Raw genomic sequence first — 21,990 nt, forward strand, 5'->3', positions numbered from 1 at the left:
CATTAATAGTGATTGGACGCTGTTCGAAGTTGCTCATAACCTGCGCCGACCCAATCCCTTCAATAGCGGATTTCACCCAAGCGAGGCTGTCATGTCAGAGCGCGTCCTGATCGATGGTTACAACCGCCGCGTCGACTACCTGCGCATGTCGGTCACCGACCGTTGCGACTTCCGCTGCGTCTATTGCATGGCTGAAGACATGCAGTTTCTGCCGCGCCAACGGGTGCTGACGCTGGAGGAGATCTATCAACTGGCGCAGAGCTTTGTGGCGCTGGGCACCCGCAAGATTCGCCTGACTGGCGGTGAACCGCTGATTCGTCCCGGCGTCGTCGGCTTGTGCAAGCAGATTGCTGCCCTGCCCGGCCTGCGCGAACTGTGCCTGACCACCAACGGCTCGCAGCTCGGCAAACTCGCCAGTCCGCTGTTCGACGCCGGGGTCAAGCGCCTCAACGTCAGTCTCGACAGCCTCGATGCCGAACGCTTCAGGCAAATGACCCGCACCGGCGACCTGGCACAAGTGATCAACGGCATCGATGCCGCCCGCGAGGCCGGATTTACCCGCACTAAGCTCAACTGCGTGGTGATGCAGGGCCGCAACGATCACGAGATCAACGATCTGGTGCAGTTCGCCATCGAGCGGGATCTGGACATTTCCTTCATCGAGGAAATGCCGCTGGGCATCATCAGCGAACACAGCCGCGCCGAGTCGTTCTTCTCCAGTGCCCAGGTGCGTGAGCGGATTGCCGAGCGCTTCACCCTGATTGATTCCGCCGAATCGACCCAGGGCCCGTCGCGCTACTGGCGGCTGGCCGAAGCGCCGCACATCCGGCTGGGGTTCATATCGCCCCACAGCCATAACTTTTGCGGCACCTGCAACCGGGTGCGGCTGACGGTCGAGGGGCGTTTGCTACTGTGTCTGGGGAACGAGCATTCGGTGGACTTGAAAGCGGTGCTGCGGGCCCACCCGGGTCAACCGCAACGGCTGGAGAAAGCCATCATCGACGCGATGAAGCTCAAGCCGTACCGGCACAACTTTGAAGTGAACGACGACGTGCAAGTGGTGCGTTTCATGAACATGACCGGCGGTTGAGCCGCCACGTTTTCAAGGCAAAAACAGCATGATCATCCGACCCAAGGTCAACCAGTTCGCCATCCTGTTCACCCTCAAGGGCTCGATTGCCAAACGCATCGCCCTGCGCACCCTGATGGTCACGTTGCTGGCGTCGGCCATCGTGCTGGTGGAAATCCTTCATCCGAGCAACTTCACCAAGGTCAACGCCACGCCGTTTACCTTGCTCGGTCTGTCGCTGTCGATCTTCATGAATTTTCGCAACAACGCCTGCTACGACCGCTGGTACGAAGCGCGCAAGGCCTGGGGCGAGGTGATCGTGCATGTGCGTTCGGTGATTCGCGAAACCCATGTCATCCGCGAATCGGCGCAACGCCGCTTGCTGTTGCTCAACCTCTGCGGCTTTGCCCATGCGCTGAATGCGCGATTGCGCCGGGAAAACGAAGCCGCCGCCAGCGCCGAGTGGATCACCCCGCAACACGATGCACAGGTGCCGGATTACAGCGGGCGCATCCTGCAAACCGTCGGCCAGCAGTGTTCCGACCTGCACGAGGCGGGCGACCTCAGTGAATGGCGCTATATGTTGCTGGCCAATCACCTGACCAGCCTGACCCAGGCACAAGCGGTGTGCGAGCGGATCAAGAACACGCCGCTGCCCTTCCCTTACACCTTGCTGCTGCACCGCACGATCTATCTGTTCTGCATCCTGCTGCCGTTCGCCATGGCCGAACCGCTGGGCTGGCTGACGCCGCTGTTCACGGCGATTGTCAGTTACACCTTCTTTGGCCTGGATGCGATTGCCGATGAACTGGAAGATCCGTTCGGCCGGGATGAAAATGATCTGCCAACCGATGCGCTGGTGCGGGGTATCGAGCGGGACATTCTGGCGGAACTCGGTGTCGAGCCTTTGCCTCCGGCGCTGAAACCGGTGGACTACGTGCTCAGCTGATTGGACACCTCCCCTTCGGGGGAGGAAATTCAATCAATCCAGATGCGCCCAGGTCATACGGAACGACGCCCCGCCCCACGGTGAGTCGCCAACCTCAACCCGACCGCCATGGGACTGCGACACTCGCCGCACCAGCGCCAGGCCGAGGCCGAAACCACCGGTGCGGCGGTCGCGGCTGGCGTCCAGGCGCGAGAACGGTTCGAAAATCTTCTCCCGACCGGCCAGCGGCACGCCCGGGCCGTCGTCGTTCACCTGCACTTCGTATTGATCGCCGATGCGCACCAGCGACACCTCGACCCGTTGCTCGGCATAACGGATGGCATTACGCAGCAGATTGATCACCGCCCGCGCCATGAAACGTGGCTCGATCCGCACCTCGTCGACCCGGCATTCGCCGATCAACAGCTGCACGCCGGCCGCCTCGGCCTCCAGCGCCACGCTCCCGACCACACTGTCGAGCCAGTTGGCGGCCTGAATGTTTTCGCGGGTAATGACCGTCGCGCCGCGTTCGAGGCTGGCGTAGGTCAGCAGCTCGGAAACCATTTCTTCCAGCTCGCCAAGGTCGGCGTACATGTCGGCGATCAGTTCGCGGTTCTGGCTGGCGTCCGGTTGTTGCTTGAGTTGGTCGAGCTCAAACGACAACCGGGCAATCGGCGTGCGCAGTTCGTGGGACACGGCATTGGTCAGTTCACGCTGATTGGCGATCAGGCCTTCGATGCGCGCCGCCATCAGGTTGAAGTGTTCGGCCAGATCCCGGATGTTCGAGCGCTTTGAAAGCTGGATACGTGCGGAGAGGTCATTGTCGCCGAAACGCTCGGCGGCCAGTCGCAGCTTTTCCAGATCACGCCAGTGCGGGCGCACCCAGAAGTACAGGACGATACCGAGCAGCACGGCCAGCATCATGTAAGCCGCCGAAATGTAGAACGGCATCAGGCTCGGCTCCGGCGGCAACTTGATGCTGAGCAATTGCGAACCGCCGTCGATGTTGCTGATGAACTGGGTGTAGTCGTGGCGGATCACCAGCAGGCCCTGGGCCAGTTCGGCTTTTTCCTCATCGCTGAGGTTCAGTTGATCGGCCTCGACCAGACTCAGCGTCAGCCCGTAGTGCGGGCGCAGCGCGTCCAGTTGCGCCTCGCGCGCCGCGCCTTTCTGGTCGCGCATGTGCTCGATCAGCGACCAGGCCTGGCCACGCACCGCCTCGCGGTTGTAGGCCTGCATCTGGTTGTCGAGCAGCGCGTTGAAGGTGTGTTCGACAGTTTGCAGCGCCGCCACCAGCCCGACGGTCATCACCAGAAACAGCCCGAGAAATAACCGCAGCATCTACAACTCCCACGCAAACGGATTGAACAGATAGCCCTTGCCCCACACGGTCTTGATGCACACCGGTTCGCGAGGGTTGTCCTTGAGTTTGTTGCGCAACTTGCTGATGTACACGTCGACGCTGCGGTTGAGGCCGTCGAAGGCGATGCCGCGCATGCGGTTGAGAATGTCATCGCGCGACAGGATGTTGCCGGCGGCACTGGCCAGCAGCCACAGCAGTTCGAACTCCATGGTGGTCAGCTCGATCAGTTCGCCGGCCAGCCGCACTTCGCGGCAGCTGCGGTCGATGTGCAACTGGCCGAACTCCAGGGAACTGACCACGCCGCTGTCCGGTACTTGCCGGCGTTGCAGCGCACGCAGACGTGCGAGCAGGACCGGCGGCTTGATCGGTTTGATCACGTAATCGTCGGCCCCGGACTCCAGGCCCAGAATGTGGTCAAGGTCATCTTCCTTGGCGGTCAGGATGACAATCGGCGTGTCCGACACGCTGCGGATTTCCCGGCACACGTGCAGGCCGCTCTGCCCCGGCAACATCAGGTCGAGCACCACGACTTTGGGCTTGAATTCAAGAAACGCGGCCACGGCCAGATCGCCGCGATGCACTGTGCGCACCTCGTAGCCGTGTTGTTCGAGAAAGTGGGCGATCAGCGCGGCCAGCCGCTCATCGTCTTCCACCAGCAGGACTCTGCCAAAACCCAGGTTATCCATAACGACCGTCGCCAACCCTCAGTGAAGTGGGCGACATTATGGCGGCATTCGCAGGCAAGACGATTATCGCGGGCAGCAAAAACCGGCCACTTGGGCCGGTTTTCGTTGATGTTTCATGCTCTTAAGAGTTTTTAACAATTCATGCCGCGACGGGTACACCGCTGTGGAAACGGAATTCCTCGTCCGGGGACTCGATCAGTTCCTGCTCGGCGGCGCGGACTTTCTCGATCACTTGAGCGATGTCCTTGGCGTCGCCGTACTGGTAGGCCAGTTTCAGGTAACCCTGGAAATGCCGGGCCTCGCTTTTCAGCAGGCCGAAGTAGAACTTGCCGAGTTCTTCGTCCAGATGCGGCACCAGTGCTTCGAAACGCTCGCAACTGCGGGCTTCGATAAAGGCGCCGACCACCAGGGTGTCGACCAGTTTCACCGGCTCGTGGCTGCGCACCACTTTGCGCAGGCTCGAGGCATAACGGCCGGCGTGGAGCTGGCGCAGTTCGATCTTGCGCCGCTTCATGATGCGCATGACCTGTTCGTGGTGCACCAGTTCTTCCCGGGCCAGGCGCGACATCATGTTGATCAGATCGACATGGGAATGGTACTTGGCGATCAGGCTCAACGCGGTGCTGGCGGCCTTGAACTCGCAGTTCTTGTGGTCGATCAGCAGGGTTTCCTGATCGGCCAGCGCGGCCTGGACCCAGGCGTCTGGCGTGCGGCAGCCAAGGAATTCGTGGATTTCGGGAAGGATCATGGGGCTCACGGTCAAAGGTGTTCGAGCGAAGGGCGCCGATTATACCGGCCTGCCCGCAGACCACCAGCGTCAGCCCTTGATATGCATCAAGTCGCAGGCGCATCAGCAGCAACTATAGTTGTGCAACGCCGTGCCTTTTCATTGCTGGAGACTTACTCATGCAAGCCATTCGCAGCATTCTGGTGGTCATCGAACCCGAACACGCGGAAAGCCTGGCGCTCAAGCGCGCCAAGCTGATCGCCGGGGTGACCCAGGCCCATCTGCACCTGCTGGTCTGCGACAAGAAGCACGATCACGCCGGCATGCTCAGCGTGCTCAAGGCCGCGCTTCTGGCGGACGGCTACAGCGTCACCACCGAACAGGCGTGGAACGAGAGCCTGCACGAAACCATCATCGACGTGCAGCAGGCCGAAGGTTGCGGGCTGGTGATCAAGCAGCACTTCCCCGACAGTTCGCTGAAAAAAGCCCTGCTGACCCCGGCCGACTGGAAACTGCTGCGCCACTGCCCGACCCCGGTGCTGCTGGTGAAAACCTCCGCTTCCTGGAAAGACCGGGTGATTCTGGCCGCGGTCGATGTGGGCAATGCCGATGGCGAACACCGCCACCTGCACACCACCATCATCGACCACGGCTATGACATCGCGAGCCTGGCCAAGGGGCATCTGCACGTGATTACCGCCCATCCGTCACCGATGCTCTCGGCGGCGGATCCGACCTTCCAGCTCAAGGAAACCATCGAGGCGCGCTATCGCGAGCAATGCCGGGCGTTCCAGGCTGAATTCGATGTCGATGACGAGCATTTGCATGTCGAGGAAGGCCCGGCGGATGTGCTGATTCCGTTCATGGCGCACAAGCTGCAGGCCGCCGTGACAGTGATTGGCACCGTGGCGCGCACCGGGCTGTCAGGGGCGTTGATCGGCAATACCGCCGAAGTGGTGCTGGATGCGCTGGAGAGTGATGTGCTGGTGCTCAAGCCGCAGGAGGTTGAAGACCATTTGGTGGAGTTGGCGGTGAAGCATTAAGCACTGTTGTCATCCTGTGGCGAGGACACTCGCCACAGGTAACGCTTACTCGCCCAGCGCATCCTTCAGGAAACCGGGCGCGATATAGCGCTGATAGTGCGCTTCCGACAGCAGGAAAAATTCCCGATCAATGGCATCGCGCAGTTCCGGCAGGTTCCAGTCACGAAACTCCGGCAGCAATACCATCCCGTAGGCTTCCAGATTAATGATCACCCGCGCGCCCCGGGCGATCAGCTGATACGCCCAGCAATATTCCGACTGATGCGGCACGAAGCGGATCTTGCGCTGTTCCAGCTGATGGCGCAGGCGCGCCGGGTCGAAGACTTCGACCTTGCTCGCCATCACTTGTGACAGCAATTGCTCAAGACGCAGCCACACCGCGCGCTTTTCCTCCTCGTTGTAACCGTTCCAGTGGATCACTTCGTGGTGGAAACGCTTGCAGCCACGGCACACCAGATCACCGTAAACAGTGGAGCAGAGGCCGACGCAGGGGGTCTTGATGGTCTGATTGGGCATAAATGGGCAGAACACTTGAAACGCGGAACAGGTCGGCATGTTAGCCCTTTGTCCGGCATTCATCACCCCTCAAACGTCAGGGGCAAGCGCTGGATCGGGGTTTGCCTCACCCACACACAACGCCACCAAAGTCCAATAGAGCCCGACTTACCTTTAAATTTTTTTTGCCGTAGAATCAGCCAGCCTTTTTAGGCGCCAATGTCCGTTAGAAGCTGTTTTCAAAGCGTCACGAGCACAGTCGTTCCTTCAGAGCGGTGTTGGTGATGGGTTTTTCCAGCGGGGAAAAGCCCAACGCCAACCCTCATCAGCTCCCCGTTCTGCAGGCGTAAAACTTTGAAAGCAGCTTCTGTAAGGAATTGCCGGTAATTCTGGCCGAACGACCCACAACGTCGTGAGGAGCATGAGTACGGCAATTTCGGGATGAGCGTCCCGGACACCCATTTGGGACCACTGATGAGGGTAATAACTGTGCTTGAAGCCTACCGCAAACATATCGAAGAGCGTGCAGCCCTGGGTATCGTTCCCCAGCCGCTTAACGCCGAACAAACTGCAGGCCTGGTCGAGCTGCTGAAGAATCCTCCGGCTGGCGAAGAAGCTTTCCTCGTTGACCTGATCACCAATCGCGTACCACCAGGAGTGGACGAAGCCGCCTACGTCAAGGCCGGTTTCCTCTCCGCACTGGCCAAGGGCGAAGTCTCCTCCCCTCTGCTGGACAAGAAACGCGCTGTAGAACTGCTCGGCACCATGCAGGGCGGCTACAACATCGTGACCCTGGTCGAACTGCTGGACAACGCCGAGCTGGCGCCAGTGGCCGCCGAAGAACTCAAGCACACCCTGCTGATGTTCGATGCCTTCCACGACGTGGCTGAAAAAGCCAAGAACGGCAACGTTCACGCCAAGGCCGTGCTGCAATCCTGGGCTGACGGCGAGTGGTTCAAGAAGCGCCCTGTGCTGGCCGACAAGATCAGCCTGCGCGTCTTCAAGGTGACCGGCGAAACCAACACCGACGACCTGTCCCCTGCTCCAGACGCCTGGTCGCGTCCTGACATCCCGCTGCACGCCCTGGCCATGCTGAAAATGGCCCGTGACGGCATCGTTCCGGACGAGCAAGGCAAGACCGGCCCGATGAAGCAGATCGAAACCATGCGCGGCGAAGGCTTCCCGATCGCCTACGTCGGTGACGTGGTCGGTACCGGTTCTTCGCGTAAATCCGCGACCAACTCGGTCCTGTGGTTCTTCGGTGACGACATCCCTTACGTGCCGAACAAGCGCGGCGGCGGTTTCTGCTTCGGCAGCAAGATCGCTCCGATCTTCTACAACACCATGGAAGATGCCGGTGCACTGCCTATCGAGTTCGACGTATCGAACATGAACATGGGCGACGTGATCGACCTGTACCCGCACGCTGGCAAAGTCTGCAAGCACGGTACCGACGAAGTCATCACCACCTTCGAAATGAAGACTCCGGTCCTGCTGGACGAAGTCCGCGCCGGCGGCCGTATCCCGCTGATCATCGGCCGTGGCCTGACCGAGAAGGCTCGTGCCGAACTGGGTCTGCCTGCGTTCGACCTGTTCAAAAAGCCTGAAGCTCCGGCTGAAAGCACCAAGGGTTACACCCTGGCGCAGAAAATGGTCGGCAAGGCCTGCGGTCTGGCAGAAGGCAAAGGCATCCGTCCTGGCACCTACTGCGAACCGAAGATGACCACCGTAGGTTCTCAGGACACCACAGGTCCAATGACCCGTGACGAACTGAAAGACCTGGCGTGCCTGGGCTTCTCCGCTGATCTGGTGATGCAGTCCTTCTGCCACACCGCGGCGTATCCAAAGCCGATCGACGTGACCACCCACCACACCCTGCCTGACTTCATCATGACCCGCGGCGGCGTTTCCCTGCGTCCGGGCGACGGCATCATCCACTCGTGGCTGAACCGCATGCTGCTGCCGGACACCGTGGGTACCGGTGGTGACTCGCACACCCGTTTCCCGATGGGCATCTCGTTCCCGGCCGGTTCCGGTCTGGTCGCGTTCGCCGCAGCCACCGGCGTCATGCCGCTGGACATGCCGGAATCGATCCTGGTGCGCTTCAAAGGCAAGATGAAACCTGGCATCACCCTGCGTGACCTGGTTCATGCCATTCCTTACTTCGCCATCCAGAACGGTCTGCTGACCGTCGAGAAGAAAGGCAAGAAAAACGCCTTCTCCGGCCGCATCCTGGAAATCGAAGGCCTGGAAGGTCTGACCCTGGAACAGGCGTTCGAACTGTCCGACGCCTCGGCCGAACGTTCGGCTGCCGGTTGCACCATCAAGCTGTCGAAAGAGTCGATCACCGAGTACCTGCAGTCCAACATCACCCTGCTGCGCTGGATGATCGGCGAAGGCTATGGCGATGCGCGTACCCTGGAACGTCGTGCTCAAGCGATGGAAGCCTGGATCGCCAACCCTGAGCTGATGGAAGCCGATGCCGACGCCGAATACGCCGAAGTCATCGAAATCGATCTGGCCGACATCAGCGAGCCTGTACTGTGCGCGCCGAACGACCCGGACGACGCCCGTCTGCTGTCCAGCGTTGCTGGCGAGAAGATCGACGAAGTGTTCATCGGTTCGTGCATGACCAACATCGGTCACTTCCGCGCTGCCGGTAAGCTGCTGGATCAGGTCAAGGGTCAGTTGCCAACCCGTCTGTGGCTGTCGCCGCCGACCAAGATGGACGCTCACCAACTGACCGAAGAAGGCTACTACGGCATCTACGGCAAGGCCGGCGCCCGCATGGAAATGCCAGGCTGCTCGCTGTGCATGGGTAACCAGGCACGCGTCGAGCCGAACAGCACCGTGGTGTCGACTTCGACCCGTAACTTCCCGAACCGTCTGGGCGACGGCGCGAACGTCTACCTGGCTTCGGCCGAGCTGGCGTCCGTGGCTTCGATCCTGGGTCGCCTGCCGACCGTCGAGGAGTACATGGAATACGCTGGCAAGATCGACAGCATGGCGGCCGATGTTTACCGCTACCTGTCCTTCGACCAGATTGCCGAGTTCCGTGAAGCTGCTGCGAACGCCAAGATTCCGGTCGTTCAAGCCTAACGCTGCAACGCAATGAAAAACGCCGCCCATCGTGAGATGAGCGGCGTTTTTTTATGCCTGCGGAAACTCATGCATTCAACTTGAGTGCTTGCTGTACCGCCTCGTCCACACTCAAACCGCTCAACAGCACCTGCTCGCGTTCCAGCGCCGGCAATTGCGCCAGCACGGTCTGCGCCTCATGTTTGAGACGGGCCAGAATCAACAGTTTGTCCTCGGCCCGCACCTGCAGGAAGAATGCTTCCAGCGCCTCGATGCTGGTGCCATCCAGGTCCGGTGATTCTTCCAGACTCAGGATAATCGTGTGCACCGCCGCAGGCGCATGCCGAGCCAGCCGCAGCGCGCCGCCGAGAATCCGTTCCACGTTGGCGAAAAACAGTGCCTCGCTCGGCCTCACGATCAGCACGCCGGGGATTTCCCGGGCATCCGGATGGCGCTGCACGTCGACGTAATCGTGACCGCCGCCCATTTGTCCCAGCACCTGGATATCTGCCGAGGACATTTGCTTGAGCATCAGCACCACGCTGATCGCCACTGCCAGCAGCAAACCGTCGAGCACGCCCAGCACCAGCACCGCCGCCACCGCGCAGATCACCAACAAGCGGTCACGCCGCCAGATGAAGTAGCGACCCAGCGGTTGCAGGCTCAGCGCTCGTCCCAGTGCGTGAATCACAATCGCGGCCAGCACCGGTTCCGGGGTCAGGGCGATGTAAGGCAGCACCGTCAAAACGATCAGCAACACCACTACCGCCGCGACAACTCCCGCCAACCGTGATGTAGCGCCCGCCGCTTCATTGGCCGAAGTTGCCGAATACCCGGCGCCGGCGGGCATGCCGTGAAACAGGCCCGACAGCAGATTGGACGCGCCAAGGGCCAGCAGGTCGCGATTCGAGGACACCCGGTCACCATGCTTCAGGGCAAACGAACTGATTGAGCCATAGGACTCGGCATACAGAATCATCACCATGGCAAACGCCAGCTCACCGAGTCGCAGCCAGTCGGCAAACGGCATGTTCGGCAACTGCGGCATCTCCAGCGCCAGATCGATAACCCCGATCAGCTTCACCCCGTAAGCCGGCAGGTTCAGCCATTGGCTGGCGGCAATGCCCAGAGCGACGACGATCAGCCCGCCCGGCACCCGGCGAAAACGGGCGCAGACCATCAGTACAAGCAACGCCACCAGCGCGACCCCGGCGCCTGCCAGGTTCCATTTCGACCACTGCTCCAACAACTGCGGCAGAAAGCGAACCAGGTTGCTCTCAGTCAAGTGGACATCGACGACGCTCGCCACCTGCTTGAGGATGATCGTCACCGCCAATCCCAGTGCAAAGCCACGCAACACCGGTTTGGCAATGAACGACGTCACACTGCCGAGCTTGAACAACCCCGCCAGCAGAAACAGCACCCCGGTCATCATCACCAGGCCGACCGCCAGGCTCAGGCGCAATGCCGGATCACCGCCGGCCAGTGACGCGGTCGCCGCCGCCAGCACCGCCGCCGAGGACGACGTCGCCGAGACCACGGCAACGCGGCTGGTGCCCATCAACGCGTAACACAGCAGCCCGGCGAACAACGCGATCACCCCGGCCTGGGGTGGCAACGCGGCAATGCTGGAATACGCCACGGCCTCGGGCAGTAACAGACCGGCAATCGACAGCCCGGCAAGCAGGTCCTGGCTACGACTTTGCACTTCGGGTCGGGAAGCGGCACTCAGAGGTTCAGTTGACAATCGGACCCACCCACCCTGGCAGATACCGAGCTTCCTGACTTCGGGCCAGATTCATGGCTTTGGTCTGCAATCTGGGACTGAGGTCATTGATCTGATCACTGGCGATGCGGCTGCGAAAGAAATCCGCCCAGAGAAACTCGCTGTAGGGCGTTGCGTCCTTGGCGTAGCCACCGGCCCGGCGCAAGCGTCCGGCGAGGCTGCGATAAGGATCGTCCTGCAGATCGGCGATGGACTTGGGAATGGCTTCAAAGGTGCGCCGGACACCGCGCCCGTCGTAGGGGTGCGCCCACTGGTTGAAGTTCATCACGTTCCAGAAGGTCACCGTGTCGACAAACGAAAGATCCTTGAGCACCAGCAAGGAGGCCTTCTTGACCTCTTCTTCGATCAGCGCCAGACCAAAGTGATGGTGATCGACGATGTAATAGACGCCTTCAGGCCCGAGCACACTGGGGAACCAGTGATTGTCCAGCGCTGCCGCCCGCTCCTTGCGTTTGAGTTTTTTCCATTCCTGGCGCTTGTCGGCGACTTCGGCGAGGCCGACCGTGAGCTGCGTGGGATGGAGTTTTTCCAGTTTGGCGCTGATCAATTGGGGTCGTGCACGGGGCATGAGGCATCTCCGGGGAAAAGTGCCTTTCAAGCGTAGCCGTTTATGCCTTGGGATGCGTGCCCTGGATCAGGCACTGAGGGGGTCTTGCAAAAACGGGGGCGAATGGCTCGCCCCGTTTGGAACTGCTGGCCTGGAATCAGGCGGCCAGCGAGTAGATCAACGCCGAAATGGCCACCAGGCCTACAGCGGTGACAAACACGTTCGACGCCTGACCGCGATAGCGCGCCATGGCCGGTACCTTGCGGATCGCGTACATCGGCATCAGGAACAGGATCGCCGCGATGACCGGGCCACCGATGGTTTCGATCATGCCGAGAATGCTCGGGTTCAGGGTCGCCACGATCCAGCACACCACCAGCATGAACGCTGCAACGATGCGATCCAGAGCCTTGGCGCCCGGGCGCTTGCCGCTCTTCACGATCAAGCCTTTCAGGCCTTCGCTGGCGCCGATGTAGTGGCCGAGGAACGACTTGGAGATGGCCACGAATGCAATCAGCGGCGCGGCGAACGCGATGGTCGGGTTGCTGAAGTGGTTGGCCAGGTACGACAGGATCGACAGGTTCTGTGCCTTGGCTTCAGCCAGTTGCTCCGGCGACAGGGTCAGCACGCAGCTGAAGACGAAGAACAGCACCATCACCACCATCAGCAGGTGGGCGCGGGACAGGATCTGCGAACTGCGTTCGTCGGCGTGAACACCGTAACGACGCTTCTGATCCACCGCGAACGCCGAGATGATCGGCGAATGGTTGAACGAGAACACCATCACCGGAATCGCCAGCCACAGCGTGTGCAGCAGCGCCGACGGCGCCGGCACCTGCGAAGCGGTGCTCAGGATGCCGCCGTTCCAGTGCGGAATCAGGTACACCGCGAGGAACAGCAGCGCGACGATGAACGGATACACCATCAGGCTCATCGCCTTGACGATCACCTGCTCGCCGCAACGCACCACGGCCAGCAGGCCGAGGATCAGCACGAACGACAGCAGCGCGCGCGGCGGCGGCGTGATGTGCAGTTGGTGTTCGAGGAAGCTGGCGACGGTGTTGGTCAGGCCAACGCTGTAGATCAGCAGGATCGGGAAGATCGCGAAGAAGTACAGCAGCGTGATCAGCGCACCGGCCTTGATGCCGAAATGCTGTTCCACCACCTCAGTGATGTCGGCGCCTTCGCGACCGGAGAGCACAAAGCGGGTTAGGCCGCGGTGTGCGAAGAAAGTCATCGGGAATGCCAGCAGCGCGAGGATCACCAGCGGCCAGAAGCCACCCAGACCTGCGTTGATCGGCAAAAACAGGGTGCCGGCGCCGATGGCCGTCCCGAACAGTCCCAACATCCAGGTAGTGTCATGGCGATTCCAGCTCGACAATTGGGCTGGTGCTGCCGTTTCAAAGCGTTGTTCGACGCTATTGGCCTGATCATTCATCCGGTCGGATCTCCGCATTCCGGTCACTTGCCACTCGGTCAGGACGCGTCGGAAAAAACCGACAGACATGCTCCGGCCGAAACAGGGGCGCGATTCTCCGCGATAAATGAGCGGAAGCAAAGACTTAGCTGAGGAATGGTTGTGCGGAGCAGATTGGAGGATTGTCGTTTTTGGGAAAAACACTGTCGGCGCCAGATACGTAGAATGTCGTTTTATGGCAAGTACCGGCGCCGAATTTGCGATGGCAAAAACTGATCAAATCGATCGGGCCAACATGAAGCCAAGGGACATGCAAAAGATGCCCAGACCCAGCAAGCCCCAGATCGGGCGCATTTCTTTCCTGTTTTTGATCCGTATTTTTTCGGCCCACTCATCGTGTTCCCTTTCCAATTGTTCCATTCTGGCTTTGGCGTCATAGGTACTCATGTTGATTTCCTTTAGGGTCATGTGTCTGAAATTTGCGAATACGAATGCTCAAAACTTGAAAAAGACGCCCGCCAATGCCGCGCTTGCCGTTAACACGCCGGCCACTACCGCGACTGGATAAAAATACGTCTCCCACTTCAGCTTCTTCTCTTCCGCCAGAAGCTTCTGTCTTTCAGCCACAAGTTTTCGCGTTTCGTTATGCAACCTGTCGAGTTCCAGGTTTTCACGGTTGTTCTGAAGCATTGGCCTTCCTTGGCTGATGGCAATTTCCGGCCAGGCCGCCGTTCCATCTTGAAGAGCGCGTCCTGTCCTGCTCTCTATGGTTCCGTGCTTCACATCTCGCCGTATAGCGGATAAATCCGGCAGCACTCGTAGGCAACATCCGTAAATCCCGCAGGACGCGGCATCCGCTTCCTAACGTTTTTAAACAACCTCACTGATTGGCATTTTCGGCTATACCCAATGGCGAACCGACTGACAGCCCTTTCCAGTCCCCTGCCCCATGGAGCCCTCCCATGCCCCTCGTCCGCGTCGAACTCAAGAAACGCCCCGATCCGACCTTCGCCAAACGCGTCGGCGAGCAGATCTACGCCGCCATGCGCAGCACGATCAATGTCCCGGAGCACGACAACTTCCAGATCCTGGCCGAGCACGACGGCGAGCATTTCGTCTTCGATCCGCAATACCTGGGGATCCAGCGCAGCGACCAGTTGGTGATCATCCAGATCACCCTCAATGAGGGCCGAACGCTGGAGCAGAAAAAGGCGCTGTACCAGACCATCGCCCAGAACCTGAACACGCACCTGTCGATCCGTCTGGAAGATGTGTTCATCAATCTGGTCGAGGTGAAAAAAGAGAACTGGTCGTTCGGCAACGGCATCGCTCAATACGCCAGTTGACAGCCTGTTGACGCCGCCAGCATGATCGGCCCCATGAACCTTTGCGCGCTGTACCTCACCCGTACCACCACGACCGCCACCGGCGGGTCGTGGTGTTTGTGCCTGAGGTAAAACCAGCGCAGCAAACCCAAGGCCCCGCCAGCAATGGACGGGGCCTTGTTGTTTCTCCCGTCCGTGCGGCACGTTTGGTACCCAAGGAGAAACACCATGTCCGCAGCACTGTTGATCATCGATATGCAGGTCGGCCTGTTCCAGGGTCAGGAAAAACCCCACGACGGTGAGCGCATGCTCGCCAACATCCAGCACTTGATCGCTCAGGCACGCCACCGCCAGGTGCCGATTTTTGCCGTTCGCCACACCGGCCCGGCGGGCTCGCCGATTGCCGCCGGCAGTGCGTTCTGGCAGTTATTGCCGGCGCTTGAACTGGATGCCGCAAACGCCACCCTCTTCGACAAATCCCGTCCCAACGCCTTCCACGGCACCGAACTAGCTCAACAACTCCACGCCGCGAACGTCGAAGACCTGTACATCGTCGGCATGAAAACCCAGTTCTGCATCGACAGCACCTGCCGTGCCGCGGCCGATCTGGGCTTCAAGCCATTGCTGATAGCCGATGCCCACACTTGCATGGACACCCCCGCACTGCCGGCCCAGGCGATCATCGAGCACCACAACGCAACCCTCGGCGCGGCGTTCGTGCGGTTGATCAACACCGCCGACATCGCCTTCTGACGAAGCGCCCGCGCACTCCCCGCATCAGCTCCTACACTGGCTGGTGCGGGGCAATGTCGGCCATTGCCAAACCGCTCTGCAATCAGCACTCTGACACGACTTTCGCGACCGACCCGCCGACGATCACAGGAGCCGAGCAATGCCCGCCACCGTTCTGGTACTGGTTGAAACCATCAATGACTACCTGCCCATTCTTGAACGACAGGGCTTTCACCTGATTCTTGCCCCGACTCCCGCCGAACGCGCCCAGGCCATTGCCACTCATGGCGCTCGTATCGACGCAGTGCTGACCCGTGGTCCGCTGGGGTTGTACGCCGAAGAAATCGCCGCATTGCCCGCGCTGAAAATCATCTGCGTGATCGGCGCCGGCTACGAACAAGTGGACCTGCAAGCCGCCAGCAACCGGGGCCTGACCGTGACCAACGGCGCCGGCGTCAACGCCTCGTCGGTAGCCGACCATGCCATGGCGTTGCTGCTGGCGCTGGTACGCGACATTCCACGCTGCGATGCCGCCGTGCGCCGTGGCGAATGGCCGAAGATCATGCGCCCGTCCCTGGCGGGCAAGCGGCTGGGGATTCTCGGCCTCGGCGCCGTGGGCATGGCCATCGCCAAACGCGCGAATCTGGGTTTCGACATGGAGATCAGCTACCACAACCGCCAGGTGCGCAACGATGTGCCTTACACCTTCTGCTCGACCCCCACCGAACTGGCTCGGGCCTCGGATTTTCTGGTGGTGGCGACGCCCGGCGGCATCGGCAGCCAGCATCTGGTGACCCGTCCCGTGCTGGACGCGCTGGGGCCCAAAGGCTTTATCGTTAATATCGCCCGCGCCAGCGTGATCGCCACGGCGGACCTGATCACGGCACTTGAGCAACGGCGAATTGCCGGCGCCGCACTCGACGTGTTCGACCACGAACCTCGGGTTCCGGACGCGCTGAAAACCCTGAGCAACGTGATCCTCACCCCGCACGTCGCCGGGCTGTCACCGGAAGCCACTCAAGGCACCGTGGAACTGGTGGGGAAAAACCTGGTGGCGTTCTTTTCCGGGGAGCCAGTGCTGACACCGCTGACACTGCCGCCGAAGCAGAACAACCAGCGCGTGCACTAAAGCACGCCGAGCAACGTCCACAGCCGTCGCGATTCGGCGTCGGCCGAGATCAGTTCGCCGAGCAGTTCGCTCAACGGCTTGTTGCCCCACTCCACCCCGCGCCGGATCAGGTATGGCACGGGGCTGTGGGGTTCGGTGCGGGCCAGGTATTCGGCGATCAGCAGCAATTGCCGATAGGCCTCTTCACGGTTCGCCGGTTCACGAAAGACCTGCGCCGTCACGGGGGCCTCCTCGACCGGTTGCGCCTCCACCACGGGGGCTTCGACAGCGGCGACCGGCGCCGGTTTTTGTGGGTGCATGGCGATGAACTCCTGAACCAGTTTCAGCAGCGCTTGAATGATCTCCTGCAAGGGCTGCAGACCCGGCCCCTGATCACCGAGGTATGTATCACTCCAGGCGTTCAGACGTTGCAGGTGTTGCTGGCTCAACAGCAGATTGCCCTGTTGGCGCAGCCAGAACGCCAGCGGCGTGGCGCGCACCTGTTCGCTGAGCTTCTTCTGTTCATTGCGTGCGGTTTCCGCTGAAGTCTTGGCATTCTTGCTGTCGTTGACCTGCACCTGCTGCACCTGCAAACGGCGCCAGGTTTCCAGGTTGTAGGCCTCGAAATCGCTGTTGTGCGAGCCGAACAGCGGCACCCGGGTCAGCAGCACTTCACTGTACCGACGCACCAGCCACTCCAGCGGAATCACCCGCCATGACTGGTCGCCCTCCTCGGCCTGCGGGTGCAGTTGTTCGGGATAGCGCTCACACAATCCGGCGATCAGCGCCAGGCTGCCGGGCAATCCGTCCAGCCCCTGAAGATGCAGCCAGGCCTCGCCGAGCCAGGCGCTGAGCATCAGGTCCTTGCTGCGCTCGATCAGCAGCGTGGTGGTGAGTGTTTCCACTGCCGGCCAGTTCGCCTGTTTCAACGTCGATTGCCAGACTCCGGTCGGCAGGCTCGCATCGTCTTCACGGCGCAGGTCGCGCAATTGATCGAACTCGCGTTCGTAACGCAGATCCGCACCACAAGGCGCATCAGGGCTGATCGGTGCGAGCAACTGATCGATCAGGTCGGGCAAGGTTGCAGATGGCAGGCTCACAGGCCCTCCTCGCGGGATTCAATGGCGGCGGTGGTACCGGTTACCTGGAACGGCGAACGCGGCGCCCGGGTCGGCAACGGCGGAATCGCCAACGGCAGTTTCGAGCCCTGACTCATCAACGACAGACGCACGAACATCCGGGTGAACTCCGTGGTCACGCTGTCGTTCAGCGCAGTGACCGGCAGGCGCAATGTCAGGGGAAAATCCGTGTAATCCATGCTCGGCTGGCGCTGCACCGAGAAATGCGCGCGCATCAGCCGCAGCAACGACCATGGCCCGCCGTACTCCCAGCCCGCCTCCATGTCGCGCACCACCAGGTTTGGTTGCAGCGGATCATTGACCGGCCGCTCGCGACCGTTGCGCGCCCAGCGCAGGGTCAGGCGGATCGGCTGACCGACCATCCAGCGCAGGTTCGGCTGTTCGGCGGCGGGATAGCTGATCTGCTGACTGCCGGCCAGCAAGCCCCCCGCGATCACCTGATCGGCACCGCGCTCATCATCACGATCAGTGCGCCAGCGAACATCCATCTCGACACCGAGAATGCCACTCTTGTCGCGCACGAACAGCGGGGTCAGCCACAGGCTTGCCTGCTTCAAGCGGTTGAGAAAATCTTCCGCCGCCAGTCGTTCCGGAGTCTGGCTCAGCACCAGTCCGGCCTGGGCCACCGGCAGACGCTTGTCGATGATTTCCAGAAAATGCTGCACCCGCGCCGGGTCCGCGTCCTGCGCCTGCAAACCGTTGGCAAACGGAAAGCGATCGGCCAGGTACTGATTGAAATAGTTGGCCAGTTCATTCCACGCCGCCGCAGCCTGCTGTTGTTGCAGGTACTGGCAACGCTGCATGGCCGACTGTTGCAACTCCACCGCACGCATCGCCAGGGTGCCGCGCCCGCCCGCCAGATTGGCGGTCTGCAACACCTGCACGCAGGAGCCGGTGTCCATCTCGATGAAATCGCGGCTGACCAGTTGCTCGATCTGCGCCGGCGAACTGGCCGGGTTCGAGTCCTTGTATTTGAGCAGTTCGTCGTTGAGTGCGCTGAACTGGGTCACCCGCTCGTAATCCAGCGCCGACAGATTGCCCTGCTGAGTCATCAGCCACTGCAACGCCGAAGTGCGCCGCTCGGTGATGCCGAGCATGGTGTTGAATTGCTGCTTGAGGCTCAGTTTCAAATCCTGCACATCGCTGGCACCGTACAGTTGCAGGCCGAGGTTTTTCGAGCCGTCCCACTGACTGATTTCAGTCCGGCCACCGAACAGCGGTTGCGCGGTGATTTCCTCCAGACCGTTGACGATCTGCGCCATGGCCCGGCGATTCAGCGCGCCTTGCAGACGGGCCGCCAGATCACTGCGATGGACTTCAACAAACGCCTTCTGCAAAGCCATCGCTTGCTCGGCCTGCACGTTGAACACCGCGTAAGGATGCGTCTGGTCGTTGTGATCCTTCAGGCTCAGCCACATGGCCTGCGCCGCCGCGCCTTCTGCCGCTTGCAGCAACGCCTCGCGATAAACAGGTGGGATGCGCGGCAATTCTTCGGCAACGTAACTCTTGTAACTGGTGAAGTAGTTGAGCGAGGTGTTGAGGTCATCGCCATCGACGGTCTGGCCTTGCAGGTTGACGTTGTCTTCAGTGGCGCGCATGGCGATGGACACGAAGTCGCGCTTGAACAGTGCCTGCACCGCGTTATTGAGTTTCACCACCTGATCCTGCAACGCCAGTTGCCCGCTGCCCTGTTGCACCAGCAAGTTGCCGCGCGAACCGATCTGGGCGATCCACTGGTCACGGAAACTCTGCTGCAACTTGCCCGCCTGGGCGTCGAGTTGTTGCTCGACCGCCGGCCCGAGCAGCGTGCTCTTGCGCACCTTGTCGAGAAATTCGCGGTAGCCCGGCACCAACTCTTGCCCCTTGCCGCGGCTCCAGGTCGAGTTGGTCAGGGCAATTGCGGCTTGCAGGTCATCGATCAGCGCACGCAGGTCTTCCAGCTCGCTGAGGCTGTTGCCACCCCCCGCCTCGAGCTGCTCCAGGTGCAACTTGAGGTAGCCGGCCCTGCTGACAAAGTTGTCGGCCAGGAAATACTGATCGAGCCAGCGCTCCATCAGTCCGTTGAAATTGCTGACGATCAACGGCCGCTCGACACTCAAGTCCAGCGCCTGCAAATCACCGCTGTCCCCCGCCGCCAGCAGCCGGTTGTAGTAAGCAGCGTGAGGTAGCGTCGCTGCGTTGAGGTTGAGCGACAGCGCGTTGTTGCTCAGTTGCACCAGATCGTCCAGCGGAACGCGCTGATTGTTCTGCACCTCGGCGAACAACTGGTTCTGTTGCTCCAGGCGCAACGCCCGGTCCACCAGGTCCGTGGCTTTCTGGTAGTTCTGCCACTGGGCCGGGTCTTCGCTTTCGACGCTGTTGCGCCGATCCGTCGCGCGGATCGCCTTGACCTTCGCCAGCTCCGCCACCAGCAAGTCATGCAGCGGCTGGATCATATGACGCTGGGCGGACTGGAATACCGCCCGTTCGATCTTCACGTCGACAGAAGAAATCCACGATGACGGAAACGCCAGCGACACGTAGTGCCAGTGCGGGGCCTTTTCCAGCACCCGCCAGAAGCTCTGCACGTTGCGCCGGGTCGGCTCGACGCGGTGGGCGTCATCGGTGACCGTGACGTAACTCTTCTGCGCGCCCTGCATCAGCCGCGCCAGCTCATGGGCATCCTTGACCGACTGGTTCCACACCCAGAACATCGCCAGCGCCCAGACGACCCCGACCACCAGCGCCACGCCGGCCGTCAGCCGTTGCCAGCGCTGACGCAGGCGCAACAGACGCGGCACCCCCTGGGCCAGCCCCCGCTCGCCCACCAGGCGCTGGCGCCACAGCTGACGCATGAACACGCTGCGCTGCAGACCACTGTCATCGGCACTGAAGCCGTCCAGTGCGTCGTCGGCCGGTTGGTTGGCGCTGAAGTACACGCCGCGAAAACACGGAGCCTCGCCCTGAGCGTTACCCTGGAACACCGGTTCCAGCACATTCTGCAGACCCCGTCGCAGCGTTTCGAGACGCTCTGGCAAGGCGTACAGATCCGCAGTCAACTGCCCGGACAACGTACCGAGTTCAATCACCGCTTCGGCGACGGCGCGGTGCAGGCGATCCAGTGCCTGATCACTCCATTGGCCCTGCCACACCGCGTCACGCGCAAAAGGCGATGACCAGCCCAGGGTGCGCTCGCGTGCCTCATCCGGCAGCGCACTGATCAGGTCCTGAAATCCCGGCAGTTCTTCAAGACCGGCGACGATCACATACACCGGCACGCTCAAACCAAAACGTTGCAACAGGTCGATGAAGCGTCGGCGCGCCGCCAGACCCAACTGCGTTGCCTGCTCCAGATTGCCCAGGCGACTGACCGGTACGGTCCAGATCACCCCGTCGAGCGGACGCTTGCTGCGCAGGCGCAGGATCAGTCCTAGCAATCGCCACCAGCCGCCCCGTTGCAAATGCATGCCGTCTTCCGGCAGAAACAGGCCTTGGGGCACCACCAGCACCGCCCCTTCAGGGTCCGACCACCATCGACCGAACCAGGCCGGCTTGTCGGTGGGTTGCAGGCGCCATTCGGTCACCAGTTGCGTGCCCTGGACCTCATCGCCAAGCATCAGCAACCATGGCAACTGATAGCGATCGTGAGTGCCCTGCTCTTGCTCCATGTGCCGCACCGCAAGATAGAAACTGCGGATCGCCGCACCGCTTCGAGTGCGCAGCCACCACACCGCCACCCCGACGATCACCAGCAGCAACAGCACCGCCACCACCCACGCGACGATCGTCAAGGTACTCATGAGTCTTGCTCCGGCGCCGCCATCGAGTCGGTGGTTTGCAGCACCGGCTCCAGTTCGGAACGAATGTCACTCCACAAGAACTGGCCGACCCCGGTCAGCAACAGCACCATCGCCAGAATCCCCAGCGCCAGACGAAAGCCGTCCGGCAACGCCGTGCGCACAGGCAATTGCAGCGGCGTGGTCAGCGAAGGTTGTACCAGGCGCTGGCTGACATCGTCGTAACTGGCCTCGTCCTGCCAGGCAAAGGTGAACAGCGCCAGCCGCCACTTTTCCAGTTGCGCCTGGCTATGCTCGCCGCGCAAACGTCCGTGGAAACCGAGAATCAGGCATTGCAGATAAACGTTGGCGAGATCGCGGGTGGTGGGTTGCTGCTCATCGAGAAGAGTCTGGATCGCCGCCGGCAACTGCTCACCCGCCTGCCGGCTGGAGTAGAGGCGCGATTCCAGGGGCTTTTCCTGCCAGGCGCTCTGGCCCGGCCATGGGCTGAACAGCAGCGTTTCATCGACCAGCGCAACGAAGGCGTACACCAGTGCCTTGACCTGTTCGGTCGCCGAGTCGCCGACCCGCGAAAACGCCGTGCGCCACAAACGCTGTGAAGCCTGGGTAGACAGCTCGACCACGGTTTCGACCAGCGCCGCATCGTCCTCGATGTCCTTGGGCAACTGCGTCCAGTCCAGTTGCCATTGCTGCCACGTCTGACGGAACGCGCTGCTCAACGGTGCGTCCTGCAACCCAAGGCTTGCGGCACTTCCTTGCGACATACGGCGT

Annotated in this window: 19 protein-coding genes; 7 read left to right on the forward strand and 12 right to left on the reverse strand. The window is 61.2% G+C overall.

What is annotated here, in order from left to right:
- Positions 1-91 precede the first annotated feature (91 nt).
- Positions 92-1,090, forward strand: coding sequence for a GTP 3',8-cyclase MoaA (gene moaA / locus AC07NR_RS21295; protein WP_114883800.1), 999 nt, complete (start codon positions 92-94; stop codon positions 1,088-1,090).
- A 28-nt stretch (positions 1,091-1,118) separates the two neighbouring features.
- The gene (locus tag AC07NR_RS21300; protein ID WP_085711473.1) at positions 1,119-2,018 is read left to right on the forward strand and encodes a bestrophin family protein; all 900 of its coding nucleotides are present in this window, start codon (positions 1,119-1,121) and stop codon (positions 2,016-2,018) included.
- 33 nt (positions 2,019-2,051) lie between these two features.
- Here AC07NR_RS21300 and AC07NR_RS21305 read toward each other — a convergent pair whose 3' ends face one another.
- The 3 genes from AC07NR_RS21305 to AC07NR_RS21315 all read right to left on the reverse strand — a co-directional run bounded on the left by AC07NR_RS21305 (position 2,052) and on the right by AC07NR_RS21315 (position 4,794).
- Positions 2,052-3,338, reverse strand: coding sequence for an ATP-binding protein (locus AC07NR_RS21305; RefSeq protein ID WP_248740840.1), 1,287 nt, complete (start codon positions 3,336-3,338; stop codon positions 2,052-2,054).
- Positions 3,339-4,046 (reverse strand): response regulator, encoded by a 708-nt coding sequence (locus AC07NR_RS21310; RefSeq protein ID WP_085711475.1) that lies wholly within the window; start codon positions 4,044-4,046, stop codon positions 3,339-3,341.
- 139 nt (positions 4,047-4,185) lie between these two features.
- Positions 4,186-4,794, reverse strand: coding sequence for a MiaE family protein (locus AC07NR_RS21315; RefSeq protein WP_248740838.1), 609 nt, complete (start codon positions 4,792-4,794; stop codon positions 4,186-4,188).
- 158 nt (positions 4,795-4,952) lie between these two features.
- On the opposite strand from AC07NR_RS21315, the gene AC07NR_RS21320 reads away from it, so the two are divergent.
- Complete coding sequence (locus AC07NR_RS21320) at positions 4,953-5,816, forward strand: universal stress protein (protein WP_085711476.1); 864 nt, start codon at positions 4,953-4,955, stop codon at positions 5,814-5,816.
- 45 nt (positions 5,817-5,861) lie between these two features.
- Here AC07NR_RS21320 and AC07NR_RS21325 read toward each other — a convergent pair whose 3' ends face one another.
- Complete coding sequence (locus AC07NR_RS21325) at positions 5,862-6,332, reverse strand: DUF1289 domain-containing protein (protein ID WP_248740837.1); 471 nt, start codon at positions 6,330-6,332, stop codon at positions 5,862-5,864.
- A 468-nt stretch (positions 6,333-6,800) separates the two neighbouring features.
- On the opposite strand from AC07NR_RS21325, the gene acnB reads away from it, so the two are divergent.
- On the forward strand, positions 6,801-9,410 hold the full coding sequence (acnB, locus tag AC07NR_RS21330; RefSeq protein ID WP_134826535.1) for a bifunctional aconitate hydratase 2/2-methylisocitrate dehydratase: 2,610 nt from the start codon (positions 6,801-6,803) through the stop codon (positions 9,408-9,410).
- Positions 9,411-9,477: 67 nt separating this feature from the next.
- On the opposite strand, the gene AC07NR_RS21335 is transcribed toward acnB, so the two are convergent.
- The 5 genes from AC07NR_RS21335 to AC07NR_RS21355 form a co-directional block, all read right to left on the reverse strand.
- Positions 9,478-11,136 carry a SulP family inorganic anion transporter gene (locus AC07NR_RS21335; RefSeq protein ID WP_495079403.1) on the reverse strand — a complete coding sequence of 553 codons (1,659 nt, stop codon included), beginning with the start codon at positions 11,134-11,136 and terminating at the stop codon, positions 9,478-9,480.
- Positions 11,126-11,743 carry a ParB-like protein gene (locus AC07NR_RS21340; protein ID WP_495079404.1) on the reverse strand — a complete coding sequence of 206 codons (618 nt, stop codon included), beginning with the start codon at positions 11,741-11,743 and terminating at the stop codon, positions 11,126-11,128. Before AC07NR_RS21340 ends, AC07NR_RS21335 begins: the two co-directional genes overlap by 11 nt.
- 136 nt (positions 11,744-11,879) lie before the next feature.
- Positions 11,880-13,160 carry an HAAAP family serine/threonine permease gene (locus tag AC07NR_RS21345; RefSeq protein ID WP_085732019.1) on the reverse strand — a complete coding sequence of 427 codons (1,281 nt, stop codon included), beginning with the start codon at positions 13,158-13,160 and terminating at the stop codon, positions 11,880-11,882.
- Between the two features lie 255 nt (positions 13,161-13,415).
- Entirely contained in the window at positions 13,416-13,586 is a 171-nt protein-coding gene (locus AC07NR_RS21350) for a hypothetical protein (RefSeq protein WP_167443778.1), read from the reverse strand.
- A gap of 48 nt (positions 13,587-13,634) precedes the next feature.
- Positions 13,635-13,829: a hypothetical protein gene (locus tag AC07NR_RS21355; protein ID WP_064597508.1), complete on the reverse strand. Its 195-nt coding sequence runs from the start codon at positions 13,827-13,829 to the stop codon at positions 13,635-13,637.
- Positions 13,830-14,101: 272 nt separating this feature from the next.
- On the opposite strand from AC07NR_RS21355, the gene AC07NR_RS21360 reads away from it, so the two are divergent.
- The 3 genes from AC07NR_RS21360 to AC07NR_RS21370 all read left to right on the forward strand — a co-directional run bounded on the left by AC07NR_RS21360 (position 14,102) and on the right by AC07NR_RS21370 (position 16,325).
- Positions 14,102-14,485, forward strand: coding sequence for a tautomerase family protein (locus tag AC07NR_RS21360; RefSeq protein ID WP_134826332.1), 384 nt, complete (start codon positions 14,102-14,104; stop codon positions 14,483-14,485).
- Between the two features lie 207 nt (positions 14,486-14,692).
- The gene (locus tag AC07NR_RS21365) at positions 14,693-15,217 is read left to right on the forward strand and encodes a cysteine hydrolase family protein (RefSeq protein WP_495079405.1); all 525 of its coding nucleotides are present in this window, start codon (positions 14,693-14,695) and stop codon (positions 15,215-15,217) included.
- 139 nt (positions 15,218-15,356) lie between these two features.
- A complete protein-coding gene (locus AC07NR_RS21370; RefSeq protein WP_119427306.1) occupies positions 15,357-16,325 on the forward strand; it encodes a 2-hydroxyacid dehydrogenase in 969 nt (322 codons plus the stop codon).
- Here the strand turns inward: AC07NR_RS21370 and tssA are convergent.
- From tssA to AC07NR_RS21385, 3 genes are read right to left on the reverse strand one after another with little or no spacing between them, the layout of a single operon-like run.
- A complete protein-coding gene (tssA, locus tag AC07NR_RS21375; protein WP_495079406.1) occupies positions 16,322-17,404 on the reverse strand; it encodes a type VI secretion system protein TssA in 1,083 nt (360 codons plus the stop codon). The genes AC07NR_RS21370 and tssA overlap by 4 nt on opposite strands.
- The gene (locus AC07NR_RS21380; RefSeq protein WP_495079407.1) at positions 17,401-21,222 is read right to left on the reverse strand and encodes a type VI secretion system protein; all 3,822 of its coding nucleotides are present in this window, start codon (positions 21,220-21,222) and stop codon (positions 17,401-17,403) included. Before AC07NR_RS21380 ends, tssA begins: the two co-directional genes overlap by 4 nt.
- A complete protein-coding gene (locus AC07NR_RS21385; RefSeq protein ID WP_423203742.1) occupies positions 21,219-21,983 on the reverse strand; it encodes a DotU/TssL family secretion system protein in 765 nt (254 codons plus the stop codon). The genes AC07NR_RS21380 and AC07NR_RS21385 overlap by 4 nt, the downstream gene beginning before the upstream one ends.
- Between the last annotated feature and the right edge of the window lie 7 nt (positions 21,984-21,990).

The organism is Pseudomonas sp. GW821-FHT09C09 (genome assembly GCF_059418105.1).